General features: G+C 56.2%; 20 protein-coding genes and 3 pseudogenes. 18 read left to right on the top strand and 5 right to left on the bottom strand.

Annotation, left to right across the window (positions count from 1 at the left end; all coding sequences use genetic code 11):
* Window positions 1-107: 107 nt before the first annotated feature.
* Window positions 108-632: pseudogene (locus ACX3M4_RS30635) on the top strand (DDE-type integrase/transposase/recombinase); the annotation flags it as partial.
* Window positions 633-708: 76 nt separating this feature from the next.
* On the opposite strand, the pseudogene ACX3M4_RS30630 reads toward ACX3M4_RS30635, so the two are convergent.
* The 3 genes and pseudogenes from ACX3M4_RS30630 to ACX3M4_RS30620 all read right to left on the bottom strand — a co-directional run.
* Window positions 709-1,974 (bottom strand): annotated as a pseudogene (locus ACX3M4_RS30630) (malic enzyme-like NAD(P)-binding protein); the annotation flags it as partial.
* 39 nt (window positions 1,975-2,013) lie between these two features.
* Window positions 2,014-3,675 (bottom strand): phosphoenolpyruvate carboxykinase (ATP), encoded by a 1,662-nt coding sequence (gene pckA / locus ACX3M4_RS30625; RefSeq protein ID WP_459359729.1) that lies wholly within the window; start codon window positions 3,673-3,675, stop codon window positions 2,014-2,016.
* 172 nt (window positions 3,676-3,847) lie between these two features.
* Complete coding sequence (locus ACX3M4_RS30620; RefSeq protein ID WP_459359569.1) at window positions 3,848-4,870, bottom strand: LacI family DNA-binding transcriptional regulator; 1,023 nt, start codon at window positions 4,868-4,870, stop codon at window positions 3,848-3,850.
* A gap of 364 nt (window positions 4,871-5,234) precedes the next feature.
* Here ACX3M4_RS30620 and ACX3M4_RS30615 point away from each other — a divergent pair, with 364 nt between their 5' ends.
* From ACX3M4_RS30615 to ACX3M4_RS30540, 16 genes are all read left to right on the top strand, one after another.
* On the top strand, window positions 5,235-6,173 hold the full coding sequence (locus tag ACX3M4_RS30615) for an NAD(P)-dependent oxidoreductase (RefSeq protein ID WP_459359568.1): 939 nt from the start codon (window positions 5,235-5,237) through the stop codon (window positions 6,171-6,173).
* An 86-nt stretch (window positions 6,174-6,259) separates the two neighbouring features.
* Window positions 6,260-7,531 (top strand): amino acid ABC transporter substrate-binding protein, encoded by a 1,272-nt coding sequence (locus ACX3M4_RS30610; RefSeq protein WP_459359567.1) that lies wholly within the window; start codon window positions 6,260-6,262, stop codon window positions 7,529-7,531.
* Window positions 7,532-7,585: 54 nt separating this feature from the next.
* On the top strand, window positions 7,586-8,332 hold the full coding sequence (locus ACX3M4_RS30605) for an ABC transporter ATP-binding protein (protein WP_459359566.1): 747 nt from the start codon (window positions 7,586-7,588) through the stop codon (window positions 8,330-8,332).
* A complete protein-coding gene (locus tag ACX3M4_RS30600; RefSeq protein WP_459359565.1) occupies window positions 8,332-9,060 on the top strand; it encodes an ABC transporter ATP-binding protein in 729 nt (242 codons plus the stop codon). The genes ACX3M4_RS30605 and ACX3M4_RS30600 overlap by 1 nt, the downstream gene beginning before the upstream one ends.
* A gap of 9 nt (window positions 9,061-9,069) precedes the next feature.
* On the top strand, window positions 9,070-9,948 hold the full coding sequence (locus tag ACX3M4_RS30595; RefSeq protein WP_459359564.1) for a branched-chain amino acid ABC transporter permease: 879 nt from the start codon (window positions 9,070-9,072) through the stop codon (window positions 9,946-9,948).
* A gap of 2 nt (window positions 9,949-9,950) precedes the next feature.
* Window positions 9,951-10,985: a branched-chain amino acid ABC transporter permease gene (locus tag ACX3M4_RS30590; RefSeq protein WP_459359563.1), complete on the top strand. Its 1,035-nt coding sequence runs from the start codon at window positions 9,951-9,953 to the stop codon at window positions 10,983-10,985.
* A gap of 6 nt (window positions 10,986-10,991) precedes the next feature.
* Entirely contained in the window at window positions 10,992-11,747 is a 756-nt protein-coding gene (locus ACX3M4_RS30585) for a glutathione S-transferase family protein (RefSeq protein ID WP_459359562.1), read from the top strand.
* Between the two features lie 71 nt (window positions 11,748-11,818).
* Window positions 11,819-13,117: a M24 family metallopeptidase gene (locus ACX3M4_RS30580; RefSeq protein ID WP_459359561.1), complete on the top strand. Its 1,299-nt coding sequence runs from the start codon at window positions 11,819-11,821 to the stop codon at window positions 13,115-13,117.
* Window positions 13,118-13,188: 71 nt separating this feature from the next.
* Window positions 13,189-14,187 (top strand): thiamine pyrophosphate-dependent dehydrogenase E1 component subunit alpha, encoded by a 999-nt coding sequence (locus ACX3M4_RS30575; RefSeq protein WP_459359560.1) that lies wholly within the window; start codon window positions 13,189-13,191, stop codon window positions 14,185-14,187.
* An 11-nt stretch (window positions 14,188-14,198) separates the two neighbouring features.
* Window positions 14,199-15,197, top strand: coding sequence for an alpha-ketoacid dehydrogenase subunit beta (locus ACX3M4_RS30570; protein WP_459359559.1), 999 nt, complete (start codon window positions 14,199-14,201; stop codon window positions 15,195-15,197).
* Window positions 15,187-16,509: a biotin/lipoyl-containing protein gene (locus ACX3M4_RS30565; protein ID WP_459359558.1), complete on the top strand. Its 1,323-nt coding sequence runs from the start codon at window positions 15,187-15,189 to the stop codon at window positions 16,507-16,509. The genes ACX3M4_RS30570 and ACX3M4_RS30565 overlap by 11 nt, the downstream gene beginning before the upstream one ends.
* A gap of 16 nt (window positions 16,510-16,525) precedes the next feature.
* The gene (locus ACX3M4_RS30560) at window positions 16,526-17,956 is read left to right on the top strand and encodes an NAD-dependent succinate-semialdehyde dehydrogenase (protein ID WP_459359557.1); all 1,431 of its coding nucleotides are present in this window, start codon (window positions 16,526-16,528) and stop codon (window positions 17,954-17,956) included.
* A 14-nt stretch (window positions 17,957-17,970) separates the two neighbouring features.
* Complete coding sequence (locus ACX3M4_RS30555; RefSeq protein WP_459359556.1) at window positions 17,971-18,846, top strand: 2-oxo acid dehydrogenase subunit E2; 876 nt, start codon at window positions 17,971-17,973, stop codon at window positions 18,844-18,846.
* Between the two features lie 10 nt (window positions 18,847-18,856).
* Window positions 18,857-20,233, top strand: coding sequence for a dihydrolipoyl dehydrogenase (gene lpdA / locus ACX3M4_RS30550; protein ID WP_459359555.1), 1,377 nt, complete (start codon window positions 18,857-18,859; stop codon window positions 20,231-20,233).
* Window positions 20,234-20,256: 23 nt separating this feature from the next.
* The gene (locus tag ACX3M4_RS30545) at window positions 20,257-21,828 is read left to right on the top strand and encodes a Re/Si-specific NAD(P)(+) transhydrogenase subunit alpha (protein WP_459359554.1); all 1,572 of its coding nucleotides are present in this window, start codon (window positions 20,257-20,259) and stop codon (window positions 21,826-21,828) included.
* Window positions 21,829-21,841: 13 nt separating this feature from the next.
* Window positions 21,842-23,275, top strand: a complete 1,434-nt coding sequence (locus ACX3M4_RS30540; RefSeq protein ID WP_459359553.1) for an NAD(P)(+) transhydrogenase (Re/Si-specific) subunit beta — start codon at window positions 21,842-21,844, stop codon at window positions 23,273-23,275.
* Between the two features lie 31 nt (window positions 23,276-23,306).
* Here the strand turns inward: ACX3M4_RS30540 and ACX3M4_RS30535 are convergent, their stop codons facing one another.
* Together ACX3M4_RS30535 and ACX3M4_RS30530 are read right to left on the bottom strand one after the other, a co-directional pair.
* The gene (locus ACX3M4_RS30535; protein WP_459359552.1) at window positions 23,307-23,747 is read right to left on the bottom strand and encodes a DMT family transporter; all 441 of its coding nucleotides are present in this window, start codon (window positions 23,745-23,747) and stop codon (window positions 23,307-23,309) included.
* 128 nt (window positions 23,748-23,875) lie between these two features.
* Window positions 23,876-24,412: pseudogene (locus tag ACX3M4_RS30530) on the bottom strand (integrase core domain-containing protein); the annotation flags it as partial.
* 501 nt (window positions 24,413-24,913) lie between these two features.
* Here ACX3M4_RS30530 and ACX3M4_RS30525 point away from each other — a divergent pair.
* Window positions 24,914-26,077: an ABC transporter substrate-binding protein gene (locus ACX3M4_RS30525; protein WP_459359551.1), complete on the top strand. Its 1,164-nt coding sequence runs from the start codon at window positions 24,914-24,916 to the stop codon at window positions 26,075-26,077.
* The last annotated feature ends 12 nt before the right edge of the window (window positions 26,078-26,089 follow it).

The raw sequence follows: 26,089 nt of genomic DNA, 5'->3' as shown, positions 1-26,089 counted from the left end.
TCGCGTTGCCCCCTTCATAGTCGGCATTATGCAAACGAGATGTCTCAGGATTGCGCGTGAACCGCTTGGGTTTCCCGGAGACCATTTGGTTTAAGTAATGCGGCCACGGCTGGCGCGTTAGCCGGACGGCGCATGCGACCTTCGTTCTTGATGCCCAGGAGCAAGCGCTTCACGATCGACGTCCCGTTCATGGCGGTGGCCTCGAGCATCACTCGGACAGGGGTGGCCAGTACGTGTCCATTCGCTATTCCGAGCGGTTGGCAGAAGCAGGCATCGAACCCTCGGTCGGGAGCTTAGGCGACTCCTATGACAATGATCTCGCCGAAACGATCAACGGCCTTTACAAGGCCGAGGTTATTCATCGGCGTGGCCCGTGGCGCAGCTTCGAAGCTGTTGAGTTCGCCACCTTGGATTGGGTCAATTGGTTCAATCACCGGCGCCTCCTGGAGCCCATAGGAAACATCCCTCCGGCTGAAGCCGAAGAACGATTCTACGCCATGCTAGACGCACCAACCGTGGCCGCACAACTTAAGCCAAATGGTCTCCGGCAAACCCGGGGCGGTTCAGGTCGTCGTGATTTTACTTCCATGCAACGTGTTGAACGAGATGCTGACGCTGGGGGCTGCCAATGACGAAGAATAAATCGATCTTACGATCCGGAGAGCCCCAAAATACGAGGTCTTTTCAGTCCCTCTCAGGGTAAATTCTTCTCAGCGTCTCGCAATAGTGATCAATATCAAATTCGGGAACCCTGGCAATGCCTGAGGATATGCCTGCCTCTGCTACCTTTGGTGGAATAATATGGAGGAGGCGATTATCCAAAGGTGACGGAATAATGTACTGGGGACCAAACTCGATTGGTTTCTTGTAGTGCCTTTTGACTTCCTCAGGAATCTCGAGACGTGCGGTCTCGGCCAATGCCATTGCACACGCAAGTTTCATTTCCTCGTTGATTTTGCGGGCTCTGATGTCCAAGGCTCCGCGGAAAATATATGGAAAACATAATACGTTGTTGATTTGGTTGGGGTAATCCGAGCGGCCGGTCGCGATTATGACGTCATCTCGAATGCGTTTGGCCTCTTCAGGCGTTATTTCCGGATCCGGATTTGCCATCGCGAAGATTATGGGGTCGCGAGCCATGGAGCGCAGCATTTTCTCGGTGAGTGCGCCCTTTACAGAAACCCCAAGGAAGACATCCGCGCCTGAAAGTGCGTCGGTGAGCGTCACAAGTTCAGTCTCTACTGCATGCCGCTCTTTCCAGCGGTTCATGCCTTCTTTCCGATTTCTAGATATGACCCCTCGGCTATCGCAGACGATACAATTCTCGGGCTTCGCACCGAGAGACTTGATTAGGTCTATGCAAGCAATGCCAGCCGCTCCGGCTCCATTCATCACAATCTTGCAATCTTCAATTTTCTTGTCGACCAGCTTTAGCGCGTTGATCAACCCGGCGGCACAGATTACCGCTGTCCCGTGCTGGTCGTCATGAAAGACCGGGATGTCCAACTCATCCCGGAGTCGCTCCTCTATTATGAAGCATTCTGGTGCTTTGATATCTTCAAGTTTTATGGCGCCGAAGGTCGGCTCCATTAGCTTGACAGCACGTATAAAATCTTCCGGATCTTCGGTATCTAGTTCGATATCGATAGCGTTAATATTCGAAAACATTTTGAAGAGGTTTGACTTTCCCTCCATCACAGGTTTGCTTGCCAGGGCGCCGAGATTCCCTAGCCCTAATATGGCAGTTCCGTTTGAAATGATCGCGACCAGGTTCCCCTTTGATGTGTAGCGATATGCCTGAAGTGGATCTTCCGCGATTTTCTTCACTGGTTCAGCAACGCCAGGGCTATAAGCGAGGGCAAGATCTCGCAACGTTGCGAGTGTTTTGGGCGAGGAAATGTCAATTTTCCCGGGAACGGGATAGGCGTGATAATCTAGAGCTTCCTGTGCGGTGATATTCGCGAGTTTTTCCATTTCAAGTCTCCGAAAAATCAAAGGACAAAGAAGGCGGGTCTAGCCCGCCAGCTGCGTCTGCCGGAACGCAGGTAGGTTGTTTCTTATGCCTAAACGTTTGATTTGATTGCTTAGAATAGCTCTAAGTGTTCCCGCAGCAGCGTCAAAGCCTGCTTTATCGCGCCAAGTCTCTTTGGGGTCGAGGTAAGCGATCGCCTCGTCAGGCCCGGTTGCAGGAACTTCTAGCTCCCAAACCGGGTCGGTGCGGTGGCTGACAGCATCAAGTTCTCCGGCGAGCGCGGCTTGCAGCAGCGCCCGGGTGATGCTTATGGGCATTCTTTTTCCTGTTGAAGCGTCTCCTCCAGTCCAACCTGTATTGAGCAACCATACATTCGCGCCGCTAGCTTGGAGCCTCTCAGCGAACATAGCTCCGTAGACTTCTGGATGTCTCGTAATAAAGGGAGCAGCGAAGCATGTTGAAAATGTTGGGGTTGGGCTGGTGACACCCCGTTCTGTGCCGGCGACCTTCGAGGTGAAGCCAAGCAAGAAAATCGTTTCAGCTTGGGCGGGAGTCAGACGGCAAATCGGGGGAGTGACCCCAAAAGCATCGCAAGTCAGGAGAAACACGTTCCGTGGTGTTCCTCCTGTCGCCCGTCTTGAGGTATTCGCCATATAGGTCAGTGGGTAGGCCGCACGAGTGTTTTCCGTCAGGCTAGCGTCATCAAGAACCAATGATCGACTTTCAGGATCCAGGACAACGTTTTCCAATACGGTGCCGAACGCGTGAGTCGCCTTCCAGATTTCCGGCTCAGCTTCGCGCGACAGATTGATTGTCTTCGCATAGCAGCCTCCTTCAAAATTGAAGACGCCGTCGTTGGACCATCCATGTTCATCGTCACCAATCAGAACGCGGGAAGGCTCTGTAGAAAGCGTTGTCTTTCCTGTTCCTGAGAGACCGAAGAAGATTGCCGTGTCACTTTCATCCCCAGGCGCGTGGTTCGCCGAGCAATGCATCGGCAGAATTCCTCGATCCGGAAAGATGTGGTTGAGGATCGTGAAGGCGGACTTCTTGTTTTCGCCCGCGTATTCTGTTCCGGCGATCAATACGAGCTTTTGATCGAAGGAAAGTGCTATTACGGTTTCCGAATTTGTGCCGTGCTTTTCCGGATCCGCGTGAAAGCCGGGAGCATTCACAATGGTAAACTCAGGTATGTACGTCTTAAGCTCGTCGCGTGATGGTCGACGCAGCAGATGTCGAAGAAAGAGAGCGTGCCAGCTGTATTGCGCAATCAATCTCACATTGACCCGATGCAGCGGGTCCGCGCTGCATTCCAAGTCCTGGACGTCAAGTTCCTTGCCGGAGAGAAAGCTGAAGATATCCCCTTTGAGCACCTCAAATTGGCCGGGCGACAAAGCGTTGTTTCCCCCCCACCAGATTTCCCGTTCCGTAGACGGCTCTCTGACGATGTATTTGTCTTTGGGTGACCTGCCGGTGAATTTCCCAGTCTCTACGGCGACGGCGCCGTCCCGGCTCAGCATTGCTTCTTTGTTGCGGAGCGCGGCCTCGATCAATTCGCTTTCACCAGCGTTATAGCGAACGCGTCCCGCGGAAATGCCCAGTTTGGAAATTCCTTGCGCGCTGTTCCAGGTGCCGGATTCCTTCACAATACTCTCCCTGCAAACGATTGCAATTTCACGCGCGAGCTTCTCGCCGCGCAGCATCAATTCATGGCATAAAAGGAACTACAAACGTTTGCAAGAAAAATGTGGATTTTGGTCGTAGCGGTTCTTTGGGACGAGGCGTCCTGGATGACTGTTCACTCTTGGCGGGTGCCCGGATCCAGCGTATTCGGCCAAATGGCATATCGCATTTACGGTCAGAGCCTGCTGACAATCAGGTCTTCGGCGGACAGGTGCTGTCTCTGACAATCAGTTTGACAGGAAGTATGGTACCGACGGCGCCCAGACTCTCGCCCTTCATCAGGCGCAGCATCACTTCACCGCAAACGCGCCCCGCATCAAACTTGGGGACACGAACAGTTGTCAGCCTGGGGGGGATCATCTCCAGGATTGCGTGATCGTTGTATCCCGTCACCGATATATCATCCGGCACGACGAGCCCACGTCTGCGAATCTCGGTGTAAGCGCCAAGTGCCAGCCGGTCGTTGGCGCAGACAATGGCCGTGAAACTGGGCGAGGAGGAAAGCAGTTGGCTCACGCATCGCTCGCCCTCCGACTCATTGTAAGCGCTTGCAATTGCGTAGGTATCCGCGGAATGCTCCAGGCCGTGCAAGTGACATTGCGCGACGAAGGTTTCAAGGCGGATTTTGCCCGTCGACAGGTTCTGAGGTCCAGCCAGATGACAAATGCGTCTGTGCCCAAGGTCATGGAGATGAGCTACCACCTGCTGTATTCCAAACTCGTCGTCGGAAATGACGTATGGATAAGGCGATTTTTCGATGCGCCTGTTCAGGGTAACGAATGGCGGGCCGGATTCGAGGAGTTCTTCAATTTCCGGCTCGTCTCGATACGTGGCTCCATTGATGATGCCATCCACACCGCGTTCGATGAGCACCTCGATCATCTTTTTTTCTTGATCGGGTATATTGTCAGTATTGACTAGAATAGAGGAATATCCTGCCGGCTCCAGTGCCGAGCTGATGCCGCGGACAATCGGAGCAAAGAGCATGTTCGTTATGTCGGGTATCATGATACCCACAGACATCGATCGGCTTGTGCGTAGTCCTGCCGCCATGCGGTTGGGGCGGTATCCCATTTCCTTGGCGAGTTTCTTAATGCGGTCAGAAACTTCGCGCGCCACAAGTGCGCTGGCATTGTGATCCAGGGCTCTTGAGACCGTCGATGTGTGCACTCCGGCGGCGTGGGCTACATCTTTGAGAGTAACGCGCTTCTTCATCTCGCCTCTGTGTTTTGAATCGCCTGGGTCTGGGTAATGTCTGCTGTGATAGACGTCTTTGTGAATATATCAAGAAATGCGTCTCTGCAAACGTTTGTAGAAAATGCTTGACCTGAAATTTTCATCGTGGCACAAACGTGTAAACAAACGATTGCATTAGATTTGTGAAGTCGGCCAGAGGCGGGAAGCGAGCCAAACGTCTTGCGAGTTGGAGGGTTGTTGACAGACTCTCTATTTGCCCTGAATTGCAAACGTTTGCAGAGATCTAATCAGGATCGTCAGCGGCCCAACCTGGGACGTGGGGTCCAAAACCGTGAAGGTAAGGAGAGGGACATTGACTGCACTTAGAGTTGGGTGGATCGGTATGGGCCGCATGGGGTATCCCATGGCTGAACGCCTTGTAAAGGCTGGTAACGACGTTCATGTCTGGAATCGGACACGGTCAAAAGCCGAGCCCCTGGAAAAGCTCGGAGCAACGCTTGTCGATGCACCGGGCGATCTTGCGGGATGCGATGTGGTCTTCACAATGGTTTCGACCGGCGCAGACGTTGAGCAGGTCTATTTCGGCGAGAACGGAGTCCTGTCCGGTGACGGTGTGCCCGGCATTTTCGTTGATTGTTCTTCCATTGCCGTTGAACAATCGGCTGATTTCCGTGAACGGCTTGCTGCCAAGGGCGCTCAACTCGTCGCCTCCCCGGTGAGCGGCAACGGGAAATGCGTTCGTGCGGGTAAGCTCAGCGCAGTTGCATCCGGCCCGCGTAAGGCTTTCGACGCGGTCGAGCATCTCATTTCGGCTATCGCAGGCAGGGGGGTGAGTTACGTCGGTGATGGAGAGCTTTCCCGCATCTGCAAGATCGCTCATAACGTCTTTCTGGGCGTGGTAACGCAGAACCTGGCTGAAATCACGGTGCTGTGTGAAAAGGCCGGCGTTCCGCGTAGCGCGTTCCTCGATTTCATGAACAATTCGGTCATGGGTTCGATCTTCACCCAGTACAAGGCGAACGCCTTCGTCAACCTGGACTGGACGACTACTTTTACTCCCGAGCTAATGCGTAAGGACCTGGATCTTGGGCTCGCTTCGGCAAGAAAGCTGGGCGTTTCAATGCCGGTTACTGCGACCACGCGCGAAGCATTTCAAGCTCATTTCGGCGCCGCCATGCTTCGGGACGATCCGCAAGCGTATCTGGCAGAAGACTTTGCCGCAATCCTGGAAACGGTAGCGCTTTCTGCCGGGATGACGCTGAAGAGCGAAAATGTCCCGGTGCCGACTGGTCTGGAAATCCCCGCAGTCGCTGCGGAGTGACCGCTACCGGTGTGTCCCCGGAAGAACGGGGACACATTTCCTCATGCTTTGGATGAGTTGGAAATTTGCAATCTGGGAGGATTGAGATGAAACATCTGTTTTTTGGCGCTGCTGCCGCGTTGTTGCTATCCACCGCCATAGGCCATGCCGAGACCTTAAAGATTGGGGCGTCACTGCCTCTTACCGGCGGCTTTTCGATCGCAGGTCAAAAGCACAAACAGGGGTACGAACTGTGCGTGGACCTGATCAACAAGCGTGGTGGCATCCTGGGTCGCGAAGTCGAGCTGATTGTTTCCGACAACCGGTCGGACACGGCAACCGCTATCAATCAGTACGAACGCTTCATCAATGTCGATGGAGTTGAAGCCGTCTACGGTACTTTTTCGTCCCGCTTGAGCTTTCCTGTCGCGAACATCCTTGCAAAGAACGGCTTTGTTCATGCACTGCCGGCAGGTGGTGCGTTGCGAATCTACACTCAAGGTCACGACAACATCTTCTATTTTCAGCCTAATGCTGCTGAATACGTTGGAGCGTCTCTTGAAGGTGTGATCAAGGATCTGATCCCGGAAGGGGAGGGCCCGAAAACCGCTGCAGTCGTGGCAGCTGACGACTTCTTTGCAAATGCCGTCGAGGCGGGGCTTCTGGGGCAACAGGTCACCAACCCCGCAGACGGCAGTCTCGTCGCCGACCTTGCGCCCGGCTATCTCGCAGACCTTGGTATCGAGACCGTTTTCACACAGAAGTGGCCTGAAGAGGGTTTCAATGACTGGCTAAACCTTGCGAATTCGATCAAGCGGTCCGGCGCCGAACTTATTATCGGACTGACCGCTTCCGCTGAAGAAGCTGTACAGCTCACGCGCGCACTGAAGACAGTGCATGCAACCCCAAAGCTCGTCTACTTTTCCCAAGGCACGCAGGCTGAATTTCATGAGGGGACGGGAGAGGCCGGCGACGGCGTCCTGATCCATACTTCATGGCACAAGGACGTCGACTTCAAGTCGGTCCTCGGAGGCCAGCCGTTCTCCAACAGTGACTTCGTGACAACCTTCCAGGAGGCATACGGCGAAATTCCGGACGAGGACAGCGCAATTCCGTTCGCGGTTTGCCAGGGGATCGAGCAGGCCATTGCCGGAGCCGACTCGACCGACAACAAGGCAATGGGCGATTGGCTGTCCGCTCGTACCGCAGCCGACCCCGTGAAAACGGTGCTTGGAAATTTCAACTGGGATGAGCGTGGTCTACCCGCGAACAAACCTTTCATCATGACCCAGTGGAACGGTGACAAGTTGCAGTTCGTCTACCCGGTTGGTGCGTTCGACGGCGTGGAAAAGATGACCTATCCGAAAGGCTCTTTCTAACGCTTAGAAGAAGCCGGGCCCTTTGTGGCCCGGCAGCCACCAGGGAGAAGAAAAATGTTGAAGGTCAAAGGCCTAAGCAAACATTTTGGCGGTATTCGCGCCGTAAACGACTGCACCTTCGAAGTCGAAGAAGGATCGATCACGGCGCTGATAGGCCCGAACGGCGCCGGCAAAACGACCGCTTTCAACTGCATTAGCCGAACGATGATCCCAACGGGTGGAGAAGTCTGGTTAGAGAACAAGCGGATCGACGACCTGCGGCCACATCAGATCACCCGATTGGGATTGTCCCGTACCTTTCAGATTTCCCGCAACCTTTCGGACATGACGGTTCTTGAAAACATCATTTGCCAGTCGAAACTCAAAAGCTGGCAGGACATGCTCAGGCCTGCGATGTCCAGAGAAGAAGTCGACAAGGCAATGGGGCTGCTCGACTTCCTTGGTATCACGCGTATCGCGTTTGAAGACGGTGGGAACCTGTCTTATGGCCAAAAAAAGCTAATGGACCTCGCAGCGCTTCTGATGAGCGATCCCAAGATAATTTTACTCGATGAGCCCGCAGGTGGAGTTAATCCGACGCTGCTGGAAGAAATCATCGGTCACATCAAGGCGCTCAACGAAAAGGGGCTCACCGTCCTAATTGTCGAACACAACATGGACCTAATAATGCGCCTGTCGCATCGGGTCGTGGTGATGGCGCAAGGGACTGTCATTGCGGACGGCACACCTGAAGAGGTTCGTCAGGATCCGCAGGTGCTTGATGCCTATCTTGGTGGTGTTCTGACTGACGAGGCAGCCTGATGACCGATCTGTTGAACGTAGAAGACATCACTGCGGGCTACGGCGACGGACCTGCCATTCTCGATGGTGCGAGAATGACCGTAGAACCCGGAAAAGTCCATTGCATCATCGGCCCGAACGGTGCTGGAAAATCGACGCTGCTCAAGTCGATCTGTGGAATGCTGCATATCCGCAAGGGAGAAGTTCGGTTCAAAGGTGAGCGTTTGAATGGGTTGCGCCCGGATCAGATCATGCGCCGCGGCATTGCCTTCGTTCCACAGGAGCGTGCGCTCTTTCCCAAGATGACGGTCAGAGAGAACCTCAGGATGGGCGGCTATATCCTAGACGACAAATCCCTGGTGGACCGGCGCATCGACAAGATCATGGAACGCTTTCCCATTCTCAACGAGCGGTCTGAACAATTGGCGGGCACCATGTCCGGCGGTCAACAGCAGACCCTTGCGATGGCGCGGACCATGATCGTCAATCCTGAAATTGTCATGCTGGACGAACCCTCCCTCGGGCTCGCCCCGAAGGTTGTCCAGGAAATGTTCGACATCATGAAAATGATGGCCGAGCAGGGGATTACAATTCTGCTCGTCGAGCAGAATGCACTCATGGGCCTCAAATACTCCGACTGGGGCATCGTGCTGGATCTCGGGCAAACGCTTTTCGAAGGTCCTGCATCTGAAGTGCTGGCGGATCCTCGCATTCAGGAATTGTATCTTGGCGCAACCAAGGCAGCATAGGAGTAGACCATGTCTCAAATAATCCAAGTACTCATTCTTGGCTTGGCACTTGGCGGCGTGTTTTCATTGATGGGCGCCGGTCTTTCTCTGGTTTTCGGTGTCATGCGTATCGTAAATCTTGCGCACCCGTCCCTAATTATAGCCGGCGCATATGTTGCCTACTGGGGGTTCAAACTCCTTGGCGCAGACCCGTTGCTTATGCTTCCCGTGGCAACAGTCATAATGGCCGGCATTGGCGTTGTGCTTTATAAGTTTGTCTTCGAAAGGGAAGCGCGGTCGGCAAAATATTCTGAGATGACAGTTCTGCTGACCTTTGCCCTCGCCATGATTGTGGAAGGGGCGCTTGGCGGTCTCTTCACGAACACGCAACGGGTAACGTCTCCGGCTTATGCTACCGACGCCATCTTCCTTGGTGACATCTTTATTCCGACCGGACAACTATATGCCGGGCTTGTTTCGGCCGCGATCATCTCGGCTCTCGCACTTTTCCTGAAATATTCGAAATTCGGAAACGCAATCAGGGCGACAACGCAGAACCGGTCAGCCGCTGAACTGCTGGGAGTTAACGTGAACTTGGTAGGAATTGTGAGTTTTGCGATTGGAATTGGCCTCGCAGGCGCTGCCGGAGCGTTGGTCTCCTTTGTGTTCTCGTTTTTCCCTGCAAAACACTGGGAATGGATTGCGATTTTGATGTCCTTGGTCGTGCTGGGAGGCATGGGATCCATCTTGGGGACAGTCGTCGCGTCTCTCATGCTGTCAGTGATTGCTGCATTCGTCGGCGCCTATGTCGGGGCGACCTGGTCGACACTGACATTCTTCGTCGCATTGTTCCTCATTCTGCTGGTCAGACCACAGGGACTCTTTGGTGAAAAACCGGAGCTGGCTTGATCATGACTACTGTTCAATCAACAACTGAAGTACTCGCAGCGCGCAAAGCGCATAACGAAAAGCTTGCAGCCAAGGCCGACAAGACACGTGCGGTCTGGTTCCCGTTAGTTTTACTTTGCGCCTTGCTAGCTCTGCCGCTGGCACAGTTCTCCGGCAACTACAACTATATGCTTCATCTTGTACTGTTCACCGCGTGCAATGTTGTGATGGCATCGGGTTGGAACATCCTTGGCGGTTTTGCCGGCTACGTCTCGCTAGGACACAATGTTTTCTTCGCGATAGGTGGCTATTTTGCTGGAATGATTTTTGCCCGTTACGGGATCTCGACGATCATCCTGGCACCCTTCGCAGGGCTTGTTGCAGCTCTCCTAGGTTTCGTGATCGGCAAGATCACTCTAAAGGTGCGGGGTCCCTCCTTCATCATCTCGTCGCTTGCGCTCGTGATGATCGCGCGGATCTTGTTTGATAACTGGCACTTTGTCGGCGGAGCGGCTGGTTTGGCCCTTCCTGCTACAGACTTGCCGGTCCAATGGGCTAAACTGCCCTATTACTATGCCTTCATCGCAATGGCTGCGGTAACAACCTTCGTTGCCTACAAGATCAAGCATTCCAAATTCGGCCTCGGACTGAGGGCCATTGCTGCGGATGAAATCAAGGCAGAAAGTGCCGGGATCAATACACGCCTCTACAAGGCTCTGGCCTTTGCTCTGTCGGCTTTCTTCGTTGCGATGGCCGGCGCGGTTTGGGGTGAGTATCTGACCTACATCCGACCTAACATCTATCTGATCATTCTCGTCTCCGTGAACATGGTGCTGATGTGCATCCTCGGTGGTAAAGGGACAATTGCGGGTCCAGTGATCGGCGCGGTGCTGATCGTCGCCTTCAACGAATTCTTTGTGGCCACTCTTGGGGCTTCCGAGATCAACATCCTTGCGACTGGTCTGGTCATGGCCTTGGCACTCATGTTCTTTCCCCTTGGAATCGTCGGGACTCTTGCGAAGAAACACCGGCTGCCCCGTATCTTGAATTGGGATTGACCGGCCATGAATTTCGCTCTTCACAACGCTCCCCAATCCACCTGCTCGCAGCGCGTCCGTTATACGCTGCACGCAAAGGGGCTGGATTTCGACGAATACCGGTTGGACCTTTTTGCTGGTGACCAGCTTCGCCCTGAATACCTGCAGATCAATCCAAACGGAGTTGTCCCGACACTGGTGCACGGCGATCACGTTGTTACAGATAGCGCCGTCATCATGGAGTATCTCGACGAGATATCGGCCGCCCCTCCATTGGTTCCTGAAGGTCCGGTTGCGCGGGCCCAAATGCGCTCAATGCTGCGGTATATCGACGAAGTGCCTACCCCTGCAATACGGATACCGAGCTACAATCTTGCATTCCTGCCTCATTTCAAGGAGATGACACAAGAGGAATTCCAGGCACTTGCGGACTCGAAGCCTCTCAGGCGGGAATTCCTATTGAAGATGGGCCGCACAGGATTTCCGGAACAGGAAATGGATGAGGCACTTGCAAGGCTGCAGCGCGGAGTTCACAGACTTGCCGGCTGGCTGCGCGCAAGCGGGGGGCCCTGGATCATGGGGAGCCAAATCACCTTGCCAGACATTGCGATAATGCCTGTCATCGTAAGGATGGAAGATATCGGTCTCGATAAGCAATGGCTCGACCATCCTGAAGTTGCGCAATGGCTTGAATCGATCAAATCGACGCCCGCATTCAGGCCCACATACTACGAAGGGTCGCTCTTGACGGAGAAGTATCCCCACTTGAGAAGCAAGATCTAAGATCTGGAAAAATTTCACTTAATCGCTTCGCCTCCGATGGAAAAGGGGGCGGGAACGGAGGAGTTATGCCTATGTCTCGCGCTTTGACGCCCAACGTACTGACACCCCAGGACCTTGATCCGAACTGGAGGTGGGAAAACCGGTTGCCCGCCTGGGGCCACACCTCGGTAGACTTCGAACGCCGAATCGATCACGACCGGCTGCGTCGCTACCGGTTGTCACGCACCCGGGAAGCCCTGAAGGCCTCGCCGGCGGGCACGCTGCTGCTCTTCGATGTCAACAACATCCGCTACGTCTCGGCCACTAAGATCGGCGAGTGGGAGCGGGACAAGATGTGCCGCTTCTGCCTGCTGACCGGCGACGACTCGCCCTATGTCTGGGACTTCGGCTCAGCTGCCTATCACCACAAGAAATTTTCCGACTGGTTGGAACCGGATCACTGCCTTGCCGGCGTCGTCGGCATGCGCGGCACGATCCCACCGGAATTCGGCCTGATGCGCAAATATGCAAGGGAGATCGCCGGCCTGATCCGGGATGCCGGCATGGCGGACATGCCGGTCGGTGTCGACTACGCGGAGACGGCCATGTTCCATGCACTGCAGGAAGAAGGCCTGAACGTCATCGACGGGCAGCAAATCATGCTGGCGGCACGAGAGATCAAGAACTGGGACGAGATCCAGCTGCTGACCCAGGCAGCAGCCATGGTCGATGGCGTCTACCACATGATTTACGAGGAGCTGAAACCGGGCGTTCGCGAAAATGACATCGTCGCCCTGTCCAACAAGATGCTCTATGAAATGGGCTCGGACGATGTCGAAGCGATCAACGCGATCTCCGGCGAGCGCTGCAATCCGCATCCGCACAATTTCACCGACCGCTATTTCCGGCCCGGAGACCAGGCCTTCTTCGACATCCTGCAGTCCTACCAAGGCTACCGGACCTGCTACTACCGTACCTTCAACATCGGCCGTGCCACGCCCGCACAACGCGATGCTTATGTGAAGGCGCGCGAGTGGATCGACGCGTCGATCTCGATGATCAAGCCGGGTGTCTCCACTGACAAGGTCGCGGAAGTCTGGCCGAAGGCCGAAGAATTCGGTTTCCCGAGCGAGGAAGCGGCCTTCGGCCTTCAATTCGGCCACGGCCTCGGCCTAGCCCTGCACGAGCGACCGATCATTTCACGCGCAATTTCCCTCGAGCATCCGATGGAGATCAAGACCGGCATGGTCTTCGCGCTGGAAACCTATTGTCCGGCAGCCGACGGCTATTCGGCGGCCCGCATCGAGGAAGAGGTGGTCGTCACCGACACCGGTGTCGAGGTTATCAGCCTGTTCCCGGCCGAAGAGCTTCCGATCGCCAACCGGTACTGAAGTGCCGAAACAGCCTGGCCTCGAGGCAGGCCGGGCCTGTTCCGCGGATGAAGAGTTTCAAGGATAGAGACATGAGTGCTGCAAAAGCGAAGACTAAGCACAACACGGAGAACTATCTACGCATGTACCGGCAGATGGTGCGTATCCGTGCCTTCGAGGACAACGCCAATCAACTGTATCTTTCGGCCAAGATGCCCGGTCTCACGCACATGTATTCCGGCCAGGAGGCGGTTGCCGTGGGCATCTGCGAGGCGCTGACGGCCGAGGACAAAATCACTTCCACCCACCGGGGCCATGGCCACTGCGTCGCCAAGGGTGCCAACTTCAAGGAAATGTTCTGCGAGCTGCTCGGCAAGGAAGAGGGCTATTGCCGGGGCAAGGGCGGCTCCATGCACATCGCCGACCAGGCCAACGGTAATCTGGGCGCCAACGCCATTGTGGGCGGCTCGATGGGCATTGCCACCGGATCCGCTCTGACCGCCAAGCGCCTGGGCACGGGGCATGTCACCGTCTGCTTCTTTGGCGACGGCGCGACGGCACAGGGGCTCTGGTACGAGGTCATGAACATGGCCGCGCTCTGGAAACTGCCGGTGATCTATGCCTGCGAGAACAACGGCTACAGCGAGTACACAAAGACCGAAGAAATAGCCGCCGGATCGCTGACCGCCCGCGCCGAAGCATTCGGCATCGAGAGCTTCAAGGTCGACGGTCAGGATGTCCTGGCGGTGAACAAGCTGGCCGGAGAGCTGGCCGCCCGCTGCCGCAAAGGCGAAGGTCCCTTCTTCATCGAACTCGACACCTACCGCTATCACGGCCACCACGTCGGCGACATCAACCGCGACTATTACCGCACCAAGGACGAGGAAGCGGAGTGGAAGAAGGTCCGGGATCCGATCACCAATTTCGGCAAGTGGCTGATCGACCAGAAGATCATGACCGCCGACGAGCTGGTCGCCATCGACAAGGAAATCGCGGCGGACGCCGAGGCTGCCGTCTCCTATGCGCTGGACGCAAAATATCCGGATCAGCGCGAAGTCGACATGCATGTCTATGCCGACGCTGTTGCCTGAGGAGAGACACCATGACACGTGAAATCACCCTGTCCAAGGCCGTCAACGAGGCCATCGCGGAGGAAATGCGCCGCGATCCGACGATCGTTCTTCTCGGCGAGGATGTTGCCGAGGCCGGCACCCCCTTTAAGGTCCTCTCTGGTCTGGTCGAGGAATTCGGCACGGAGCGGATCATTGACACGCCGATTTCCGAACCCGGCTTCATGGGAATTGCGGTTGGTGCGGCGATGACCGGCCTGAGGCCCATCGTGGACCTGATGTTCGGCGACTTTCTCTATCTGGTCATGGACCAGCTGTGCAACCAGGCGGCCAAGACCCACTACATGTCCGGCGGCAAGCTGTCCGTGCCGCTGGTGCTTCGAACCAACATGGGTGCGACCCGGCGTTCCGCCGCCCAGCACAGCCAGTCGCTGCAGGCGCTGGTCGCCCATATTCCGGGTCTGAAGGTGGCGATGCCGTCCTCGGCCTATGAGGCCAAGGGGCTCCTGAAGACCGCGATCCGGGACAACAACCCGGTCGTCATCTTCGAAGACAAGTTGATGTACAACGACAAGGCGCCTGTGCCGGAAGAGGAATACCTGATCCCCTTCGGCGTGGCGCATGTCAAGCGGGAAGGCCGGGACGTTACCTTGGTGGCGACGTCCTCCATGGTGCAGGTGGCAGAGAAGGCGGCCAAAATCCTCGCTAAGGAAGGTATCAGCGCCGAAATCGTCGACCCGCGCACCATCGTGCCGCTGGACGAGGAGACAATCCTGGCCTCGGTGCGCAAAACCTCGCGCGCCATTGTCATCGACGAGGGCCATCAGAGCTACGGCGTCACGGCGGAAATCGCGGCCCGGATCAGTGAAAAGGCCTTCTATCACCTGGACGCACCGGTGATACGCATGGGCGCGATGGACGTGCCGGTGCCGTTCTCGCCGGCGCTGGAAGACATCACCGTGCCGACGGTGGAGGGCGTAGTAGAAAATGCGCGCAGGATCTGCCGCGGGGAGTTGGTCCATGCCGCATGAAGTCATCATGCCCGCGCTCGGCATGGCCCAGGACACCGGCCTTCTCCTGGCCTGGCACAAGAAACCCGGGGAAGCAGTCGCCGCGGGTGATGTGCTCTTCGAGGTCGAGACGGACAAGGCCGCCATGGAAGTCGAGGCTCAGGCTGAAGGCTTCCTGACGAATGTGACCGGCGAGGCTGGTAGCGAAATACCCGTCGGCAAAGTCATTGCTCTTATTTCGGAGACGCAAAATGGCGCTAGCGAGGCCAGGCTAAAGAATACGGCTAGTGATGAAGTCGTCTCAACATCCGGTTCAATGGTGATTGATGGCCACAAGGTGATTATGCCTTCTCTCGGGATGGCCCAGGATACTGGACTCCTGATCGCCTGGCTGAAGCAGCCCGGCGATGAGGTCACAGCCGACGATGTCCTGTTCGAGGTTGAGACCGACAAGAGCACTATGGAAGTCAACGCAGGTCAGGACGGCTTCATCGCCGCGCTTCTCGCTGAAGCCGGCGACGAAATTCCTGTCGGGGATACGATCGCGATCATTAGTGCGACAAAGCCTGTCAATCCAAGGACAGTGGGTGCTAAAGACAAGGAAGTCGGAACATCTTCTCCCTTGATGAAGACGACGATGTCGGAACCAGAACCGGCAAAGCCTTCGGAGACAGGTGCAACAAAACCGGCGCTTGCGCCCACTGCACTTCCCTTCCGCAGTGACGGCAAGATCCTTGCCTCCCCCAAGGCACGTCGCCTGGCGACTGAGCGCGGTGTGGATTTACATCAGCTCGTGAAGGCTGGTCTTTCACAGCCTTTCCATGCCAAGGACGTGGAAACGTTCAAGATGTCTGCCATCGATGAGTCTACGTCAACGACGACTTCTGCGACCCGTTATCTTTGTGCCGAGCTCGATCAGGATGGATTCGCCGAATTTGCGACCTGGGCGGCGGCTCAGGCCGGTTTGCAGGATCCAATGGCCCTGATCGCAGGACTCGCTGGAGCCAGCCTCGGTAAGCTCCCCGCAACCGTTGTCGTCGAAACAACGTTTGGCGAAATGTCGTACCTCGTCCCGACTGCCGGGCTCGAAGAGGTTTCGGTCACGGATTCAGCCGAGAAGGCCGATCTACGTGTGCGCGACCTGCGTGCCAGCCAATTGCGGTCGGTTCAACTCGGTACCGAGGAATGTCCGGTGCTCACGTTATTGCCACGCGACAAGGGACTTAGCCTGACGCTGGAATGTGCTGACCATCAACTGGCCGCCAAATCAGCCATTGATCTTCTATCCAATTTCGCAGGTCGGATGAAGCAGCCACTTCGCCACTTGCTTTGAAACCATGGAGACTATCATGGATTACACCAATCTCTACATCGACGGGACTTGGCGCGATGGAGCTGCAGGATTGCGCTTCGATGTTATCAATCCTGCTACCGAAGAAGTAATTGCATCGGTTGCCTCAGCAGATATTGAAGATGCTAATGCGGCGCTAGATGCAGCTGAAAACGCTATGAAGGAGTGGGCCGCGAGATCCCCGCGCGAACGATCCGAAGTACTGCGAAAGGCCTGGGAACTCTTCACTGCTCGGCTCGAGGATTTTGCAAAGCTGATCACACTCGAAAATGGCAAGGCTAGAGGCGACGCGATGGGCGAGGCGGCCTACGCAGCAGAATTCTTCCGCTGGTTTGCAGAAGAGGCTGTCCGTGCGGACGGTCTTCTTACTCATGCACCAGCATCAGGTGCGCGCATCATGGTGCAGCACAAACCTGCTGGTCTCGCCGTTCTTGTAACGCCCTGGAACTATCCAGCGGCGATGGGTACTCGAAAGATTGCACCCGCTCTTGCCGCCGGATGCGGTGTCATCATCAAACCGGCGTCTGAAACTCCGCTGACGATGCTGGCGCTGATGCCGCTTTTGGAAGAGGCCGGCGTGCCAGCGGGTCTAGTTAACGTGCTACCGTCTAAGAAAACCGGCGCCTTGGTCGATCACATACTGCACGATCCACGCGTCCGGGTGGTGTCCTTCACCGGCTCTACGGCCGTCGGACGCAAGCTCCTGCATTCCGCCGCCGATCAAGTTTTGAAACCGGCCATGGAACTTGGCGGTAACGCCCCGTTGATCGTCTTCGGGGATGCCGATCTTGATGTGGCGGTGGAGGGAGCGATGCTCGCCAAGATGCGCAATCTCGGCGAAGCTTGCACCGCCGCAAATCGTATCTACGTCCATGACTACGTTGCCGCGGATTTCACCCGCCGGCTTGTCGAGGCAATGAGCCGCCTCAAAGTCGGTGACGGTTCCGATGAAACGGTCGATGTCGGCCCGCTCGTCAATTCGGAAACAAGGAGCAAGGTTGCAGCACTGGTCACTGATGCTGTTGCGAAGGGTGCGCGGGTTGAACTCGGAGGCGAGATTCCTGAAGGCAGAGGATATTTCTATCCGCCGACCGTGTTGTCCAACGTATCGGAACAGGCGGACTGCGTGCACGACGAAATCTTCGGGCCTGTGGCGGCGATCCAAACATTTATGGATCAAGAGGACGTCATCCGTCGCGCCAATGACACCGAATACGGTCTTGTCGCCTATGTCTTCACGGAAGATATGAAGCGCGGTTTGCAGGTTTGCGAGCGTCTCGATTACGGCATGATTGGTCTCAATCGAGGGCTCGTGTCTGACCCCGCGGCTCCGTTTGGCGGCACTAAGCAGTCCGGCCTAGGTAGGGAAGGTGGCCATGAGGGCATGCTAGAATTTATGGAAACCCAGTACATTTCAACCAGCTGGTGAGGGTGGAGGAAATAATGGAACCTGCAGCTTCCCCATCAGTTCGCGCACTTGCTCAGCGTAAGGGGATCGATCTTGAAAAATTGGCAAATGATCTTGGCCGAACCACGATTACAGCTGACGATCTCTTAGGCGTCGCGAAAGCCGGAAGTCAGCCGATAGATCTTTCCTATTGGAAGGTCGATCACAGCCGGTTTGGCCCCGTTAGAGAAGAGCCGGTAAGCCGTTTCGCTCAGGTTGCTGCGGACAATCTCAGTGCGGCAAACAGCAAGATTCCGGCGGTGACGCATCATGACAGGGCTGACATTACTGAGATAGAAAATTTCCGTAAGAGCCTTCGATCTGAAGCCGAAGCTCGAAATGTCAAGCTCACATCTTTAGCCTTTCAGGTGAAATCAGTCGCGCATGCCCTGCAACGCTTTCCGAAGTTCAATACATCACTTTCGGCCGACGGAAAGACCCTTTTCTGGAAAGAATACGTTCACGTCGGCATAGCAGTGGACACTCTAAATGGTCTGATGGTGCCAGTTGTGCGGGATGCGGACAAGAAAGGGATCTGGCAGATTGCTAGCGAGATAGCGGATCTGGCCGGAAGGTCGCAAGACCGCAAAATCCGGCCCGAAGAAATGAGCGGGGCTTCCATAAGTATTACCAATCTTGGTGGGATTGGTGGACAGGCCTTCACACCGATCGTTAATCCTCCTGAGGTCGCCATCCTTGGGATTACTAAGGCAGAAATGACGCCTGTCTGGAATGGCTCTGAGTTTATTCCAACACAAGTGCTTCCGCTGCATTTGAGCTATGACCATCGGGTGATCAACGGTGCTGATGCGGCACGGTTCATGACGCATCTCGTTGGCCTGCTGGCTGATCCCCGAAAAATGTTGATCTAGGGAGGCCGGGATGGCCAAAGAAGCTGATCTTATCGTCTTGGGAGCGGGACCGGGCGGCTATGCCTGCGCTTTTCGAGCAGCAGATCTGGGTCGCAACGTCGTATTGGTCGATCCGCGAGCGACGCTCGGCGGGGTGTGTCTGAACGAAGGGTGCATCCCCTCGAAAACTCTACTTCACGCGGCGCAAGTCATTCGTGAGGCAAGCGACATTTCCGAATGGGGCATTTCCGTCGGGAAACCCAAGATTTCTCTCGAGACCCTCCGCTCCAAAAAAGAGGCTGTCGTCGGGCAATTGACCGGTGGACTGGCTGGGCTTGCACGTCGCCGGAAAGTGAATGTCATTTGCGGAATGGCGCGTTTCACTGGCGAACGTCACCTTGATATTGATGGAGAAGATTGGGCTTTCAACGAAGCCGTCATCGCGGTTGGATCGACGCCGGTAAGTCTGCCGGGATGGCCGGAAGATAATCGCATCTGGGATTCAACAGCCGCTTTGGAGGTGAGAGAAATTCCAAAGCGCCTAGCAATCGTAGGTGGCGGTATCATCGGTCTAGAAATGGCGACGATCTATTCCGCCCTTGGGTCGGAAGTCACGGTAATCGAACTGGCGGATCAGATAGCTCCGGGGGCGGATAGCGAGGCTGTACGGATATTGCGAAGCGCCATGGAAGGGCGAAAAATAACGGTTCATACATTAACTAAGGTCATTTCCGTGAAAGCGCCGAAAGGGCCTTTGACGCTCAGATGCGAAGGCAGTTTTAACGGTGAGCTCAAAGCAGACGCGATCATTCAGGCTATCGGGAGGCGAGCTAACGGCGACACGGTGAACGCAGAAGCAGCGGGCATCGAAGTTTGCGACAGAGGGAAAATACCCATCGATTCAAGCTGCCGAACCAATCTACCTCATATTTTTGCGATCGGTGATGTGACGGGAGGGCCTATGCTCGCGCACTTCGCAACGGCTCAAGGGCATATTGCTGCGGAAGCTGCGTGCGGGCGCGACGTTTCCTTAAACACATGGCTTGTTCCGTCTGTCGCGTATACCCACCCAGAGCTGGCCTGGGTTGGTCTGACGCAGAAGCGTGCCGAGGAATTGGGTGTCGAATACAAATCGACGAGTTTTCCGTGGATGGCAAGCGGTCGCAATCTCGGGTCTGGTGGTGGCGAGGGGCTCACTAAGCTCATTTACTGTCCAAGAACTTTCCGGTTGCTCGGCGTCACACTAGTGGGAGCAAACGCCGGGGAATTGATTGCCGAATGCGTGCTTGCAATGGAGATGGGAGCCAATCTGGAAGACATTGGTCTTACCATCCATGCCCATCCGACCTTGTCCGAAACAATCTCGTTTGCAGCTGAAAGAGCGCTTGGCACCCTTACAGATCTCTGAACCAAAACCTATTGAGGCCACTCATGTACCTGGGCACACCAAAGGAATCCTTCCCGGGGGAGAACCGTGTGGCAATGACCCCGGATTCCGCCAGACAGCTGCAGAAGCTCGGTTATAACTGCCTCGTTCAGAGCGGCGCTGGAACCGCGGCGGGATTTTCCGACCAGGCCTATGAGGAGGCAGGTGTCGAGATCGTCAAGACCGCGGCCAGCCTCTGGAAGAAAGCCGACATCATCACCAAGGTGCGCCCGCCGGAAGACAAGGAACTGGGCTACCTTGCCAAGGGCAAGACCCTGATTTCCTTCTTCAACCCGGGCGGCAACGCGGACGGCCTTGAAAAGGCCAAGGCGTCCGGTGCCAACGTCATCGCCATGGAAATGGTGCCGCGTATTTCCCGCGCTCAGAAGATGGATGCGCTGTCGTCCATGGCAAACATCGCCGGCTATCGTGCCGTGATCGAGGCAGGCAACAATTTCGGCCGCTTCTTCACCGGCCAGATCACGGCCGCCGGCAAGGTTCCGCCGGCGAAGGTGCTGGTCGTCGGCGCCGGTGTCGCCGGACTTGCCGCCATCGGCACCTCCACCTCCCTCGGCGCCATCACCTATGCCTTCGACGTGCGCCCGGAAGTGGCCGAGCAGGTCGAATCCATGGGCGCCGAATTCGTCTATCTGGATTTTGAGGAAGAACAGCAGGATGGCGCTGCCACCGGCGGCTATGCCAGCGTTTCCTCGCCGGAATTCCGCGAGGCCCAACTCGCCAAGTTCCGCGAACTCGCGCCAGAGATGGACATCGTCATCACCACAGCCCTGATCCCGAACCGGGATGCACCGAAGCTGTGGCTGGAAGACATGGTCAAGGCGATGAAGCCGGGATCGGTGATCGTCGACCTTGCCGCCGAGCGCGGAGGCAACGCCGAAGGAACGGTCAAGGACGAGAAGATCGTCACGGAAAACGGCGTCACCATCGTCGGCTATACCGACTTCCCGTCGCGCATGGCCTCCCAGGCCTCCACGCTTTACGCCACCAACATCCGCCACATGTTGACCGACCTGACCCCTGAAAAGGACGGTCAGATCAACCACAATATGGAAGACGACGTCATCCGCGGCGCAACCGTGACGCATGAGGGCGAGATCACCTTCCCGCCCCCACCGCCCAAGGTGCAGGCGATCGCGGCGAAGTCGAAGGAGAAACCGAAGGAACTGACGCCGGAGGAAAAGCGTGCAAAGGAAGTTGCCGCGTTCAAGGCGCAGACCAAGCAGCAGGTCTCGCTGCTTGCCATCGGCGGCCTTGTCATGCTGCTGGTGGGCCTCGTCGCTCCGGCCAGCTTCATGCAGCATTTCATCGTCTTCGTGCTCGCAGTCTTTGTCGGCTTCCAGGTGATCTGGAATGTCAGCCACTCGCTGCACACGCCCTTGATGGCCGTCACCAACGCAATTTCGTCGATCATCATCCTCGGCGCCCTGATGCAGATCGGATCCGGGTCGTTCCTGGTGATCCTGCTTGCAGGGCTCTCCGTCTTCATGGCCGGGATCAACATCTTCGGCGGTTTCCTCGTTACCCGGCGCATGCTCGCCATGTTCCAGAAATCCTAAGGGAGGCCGAGAGATGGAATTCGGTTTCACGACTGCCGTCTATGTTGTTGCGGCTGTTCTCTTCATCCTGTCGCTCGGCGGCCTGTCGGGCCAGGAGAGCGCCAAGCGCGCCATCTGGTACGGCATCACCGGCATGGGCCTGGCGGTTGTCGCCACGCTCATCGGGCCTGGCTCGGGCCTCTGGCTCCTGTCCCTTATCCTGATCGCCGCCGGCGGCATCATCGGCTATTTCGTGGCGCAGCGCGTCCAGATGACCGAAATGCCGCAGCTTGTCGCCGCCATGCACTCGCTGGTGGGCCTGGCCGCCGTCTTCGTCGGCTTCAACGCCTATATCGAGCTTGGCAACGTACTGGCCATGAGCGAGGAAGAGCGCCATGCGCTTGAAGGCTTTGCCGCGATCCTGGCGCACAAGACCCCGATCGAGCAGTCGATCCTGAAGGTCGAAGTGTTCCTCGGCGTCTTCATCGGGGCAGTCACCTTCACCGGCTCGGTCGTCGCCTTCGGCAAGCTTGCCGGCAAACTGACGTCCAAGGCGGAAAAACTGCCGGGCGGACACATGCTGAACGCGGGCGCTGCCGCCCTCAGCATCATCTTGCTCCTCCTGTTCGTGAACGATGCGGGTATCTGGACCCTGATCCTGATGACGCTTCTGGCCTTCTTCATCGGCTATCACCTGATCATGGGCATCGGCGGCGCCGACATGCCGGTGGTGGTGTCGATGCTGAACTCCTATTCGGGCTGGGCCGCGGCCGCCATCGGCTTCTCGCTCGGCAACGATCTCCTGATCGTCGTCGGCGCGCTGGTCGGCTCGTCGGGTGCGATCCTGTCCTACATCATGTGCAAGGCGATGAACCGCTCGTTCATTTCCGTCATCCTCGGCGGTTTCGGCAACACCACCGGGCCGGCGATGGAAGTGGAAGGCGAACAGATCGCCATCGACAGCGACGGCGTCATTGCCGCGCTTGAAGATGCCGACAGCGTCATCATCGTTCCGGGTTATGGCATGGCGGTCGCCCAGGCACAGCAGAACGTCGCCGAACTGACACGGCGCTTGCGTGCCAAGGGCAAGGAAGTGCGCTTCGCGATCCACCCGGTCGCCGGCCGCCTGCCCGGCCACATGAACGTGCTGCTCGCCGAAGCCAAGGTGCCCTACGACATCGTTCTGGAAATGGACGAGATCAACGAGGACTTTCCGTCAACGGACGTCGTCATCGTCATCGGCTCCAATGACATCGTCAATCCGGCCGCCCAGGAAGACCCGAACTCTCCGATCGCCGGCATGCCGGTCCTGGAAGTCTGGAAGGCCAAGCAAGTCTTCGTCTCCAAGCGCGGCCAGGGCACCGGCTATTCCGGTATCGAGAACCCGCTGTTCTACAAGGAGAACACGCGCATGTTCTACGGCGACGCCAAGGCCAGCCTCGACAAGCTGCTGACGCAGGTAGGGTGAGACAGACGGGATTAGTCAGGTAAGGTGAAAACTAATCCAATCGAACGAGCATAACCCCAGCGAAAACAAGGATAAGTCCGATCACCCTCAAAAGGGACATGGGACGTTCCAGCATGCCAAACGCCCCCATGTGATCGATCAGTGCCGATCCCATAAGTTGACCGGCGATAAGGCAGACAAAGAAAAGCGCCGCTCCAGTCATCGGGGCGAGTGTTGCGCCTCCCAGGACAATTAACACACCGGCGATGCCGCCAAGTCCAATCCACCATGGCAGACGAACAACACCACTTGCCCGAACCGGTTCTCCGAAGAATGGATAAATCAAGATTAGGGCGATCCATGTAATTGTTACTGACACTATGGCTGCAGATAGGGGAGAACCTAGCAGCTTCGCTACGGTGCCGTTGACTGCGGGCTGCAAAGAGAAAAATATGCCGATCGCAAAAATCGTCAGCATGTGAATCCAGGTCATTTGCTTCCTGTCCCAATATACCAGTTTGTCTTTAGAACGCTCCCGCGCTTTCTTTAAGAAGAAGCTAGAGTGATACTGCACTGAGACCCAATCTTGGATCGCCGGAGGTTGGAGTTTTCCGGCTTCTTTCACGGTGACGGGCTGGGGATGCCACCGTGATTATGCAGCGCGATCGGGACGTTGTACCCGGTCGCTGAATGAGTCCGATCCTCATTGTAGTGTCTACGCCAATCCTCCATCTTTTCGCGGGCGTCCGCAAGCGTCAGGAACCAATGCGCGTTCAGACATTCCGACCTGAACTTGCTGTTGAAGGCTTCGATGAAGCCATTGTCCGTCGGCTTTCCGGGCCGAGAAAAGTCGAGCGTGACGTCATTTGCATAGGCCCACAGGTCAAGATCACGGGAGATGAATTCGCTGCCATTGTCCACCCTGATCGTCTTCGGATAGCCAATCAGGCCGCAAACCCGTTCCAGGGTCTGCACCACATCCTCGCCGCGATAGGTGAAGCGTGGATCGGTCGCCGGACAGAGCCGTGAATGGGTATTAACGATGGTCAGGATGCGCAGCTTCTTGCCTGTCGCCAATTGGTCGTGGACAAAATCCATCGCCCAGACATCGTTCGGCCCGACGGCCTCCTGCCGATCCTCCTGAGGCTTCGCTTTCACTCAATCCTTATGGAATCAACACTGAAAAAGTCCTTGGGTCACATGGGCGGTACGTCGCAAATCCGAAGCCGCTCCACGCTCATACCAAGGATAAGAAATCTATTCCAGCAAACTTCTTCGCTCAACCTGGAAGCGAGAACATTTCGGCCGAGATTTTCTCAAACGCAGGTACGAAAGCAAACTTCACTCGGATGGGAACGTTTGCTGGGTTTGGAGGCCCGACGGTGGCTGTTAGAAGAATCGGCACACTATCCAAATCACACGCATGACGGTGCGCATGAACGCGAATTTAGGCACAGGTGCCGTCGGCTCCCTATCTCTCGCCCTGCAAGGTGATACGCGTAGCGCGTTCGCCTGCGCAATCTTGCAAAACCCAAGTGCGCATTTGCACTAGGCGTGGCGGCGCTTCTCTCTTCATTTTCTCTTCGTGACATTTGTTTGACGTCTCGGACAAGCGTGGTGCTTGACGAGGATAGATGATAGTCGCCGGAGGAACTTAATATGAGTGTAAGACTTCCAGTGCTGGGTGCTGTGATGGCAATTGGTTTGGTTGCTGGTTTTGCGACAGCTTCAAATGCGGCAGACAGCGACCCCATCCCCGTGGGTGCAGTGAGTACCCTGACCGGTCCGTTTACTTTTCCGGAAGCCAGCGCCGCAGCGAAAGCGGTGTTTGATCGGGTGAATGCGCAAGGCGGCATAAACGGCCGTATGATTGAATACTTTGTAGAAGACGACAAGATGGACCCCGGTGTTGCAACGCAGGCTGCCCGGCGCCTGATAGACAATGAGGGCGTTTATGCAAACGTCGGATCTGCGAGTTTGTTGGAATGCGCTGCAAACACGGCCTACTATCAGTCGAAGGATGTCTTCTCCATTCAGGGAACCGGTGTTGATCCCGCATGCTTCACGACAGCGAATATTTCCCCGGTGAATACCGGACCGTTTACCGGCCAGGCTGTCTCTTTGTATTTTGCGGCAGAGATCCTGGGTTTCGACAAGGTTTGCTCGTTTGTAAATGGCAACCCCGTGCAACAGCCGGGCTGGGAAGCGGCGATATCGCTTTATGACAGCGTCAGCAAAAAAGGCTTGCTGATCGATGAGCGTAACGTCGGCAACACAGACGATATGACTCAGTTTGTTCTAAAGGCAAAAAATGCTGGGTGCGAGGCGGTCGTTTTCCCGGGAATCGAGCCGCAGGTCGTTAGCTGGATGCAGGCGGTCAACGCACAGAACATTAAGGATATTGCCTGGGTCTTCCTGACACCAGCTTACACACTCAATGTTGCCGAAGTCCTTGGTGAAGGCGGCGAGGGGATCTATGCCAATTCCGAGTTCGAGCCTTTTCTGACGCCCTCGCCGGTTCTTGAGGATTGGGACGAGTTGATGAAAGCGAACAACGTCCCTGTGACATCCTTTTCCCAGGGTGGCTACCTGGCCGCGACGATTTTTGTTGATGTGTTGAAGTCAATTGAAGGGGAAATCACCCGCGAGTCCGTGTCCGAGGCATTACGCAAACTCGACAGCTACGAAACGCCGTTGATTGGGACGCCGTATTCGGTTGGCGACGGATCCTCCCATGCGCCGAACAGCTCTTCGAAGTTCGTTCAGATCCAAAACGGAGCCTGGGAAGTCGTAACGCCTGACTTTGTGGTCCTCCCTAAATAGCTCACGACCAGG

The organism is Roseibium sp. M-1, from assembly GCF_054515675.1.
The sequence above is the reverse complement of the archived record's forward strand: the minus strand, read 5'-3'. Positions and strand labels throughout refer to the sequence as shown.